We start from the raw sequence: 417 nt of genomic DNA, 5'->3' as shown, positions 1-417 counted from the left end.
GCCTCTACATGAACAGAGATGAGGTCTGCGCCTGCTTTAATAAAGTCAGGAATATAGCGATCAGGCTCCTCTATCATTAAATGGACATCCAGCGGCAACTTCGTCACCGGACGTATGGCTTCAACAACAAGTGGTCCAATCGTAATATTGGGCACGAAATGGCCATCCATGACATCCACATGGATCCAATCTGCTCCGCCAAGCTCGGCGTCTTTAATCTCTTCACCAAGTCTTGCGAAGTTCGCTGATAAAATAGAAGGTGCTACATGTACCATTCGTTCCTAATACCTCCTCTTCCGATCCTTGATTTCCCCTAAAAATAACAAGTAATGATCATAACGCGAAGCGGCAATCGTTCCTTCGGCCACCGCATCACGAACCTTGCAATCCGGCTCATGCAGATGCAGACAGCCCCTA

1 protein-coding gene is annotated in these 417 nt (G+C 47.7%); it reads right to left on the bottom strand.

The window, feature by feature from the left end; all coding sequences use genetic code 11:
• On the bottom strand, positions 1 to 275 hold a 275-nt coding region (locus tag AC1DUA_RS40775; protein ID WP_477505032.1), incomplete at its 3' end, for a ribulose-phosphate 3-epimerase.
• Positions 276 to 417: the final 142 nt, after the last annotated feature.

Source organism: Paenibacillus sp. 01T422, from assembly GCF_056398785.1.
This window is presented reverse-complemented; position numbering and strand designations above follow the sequence as displayed.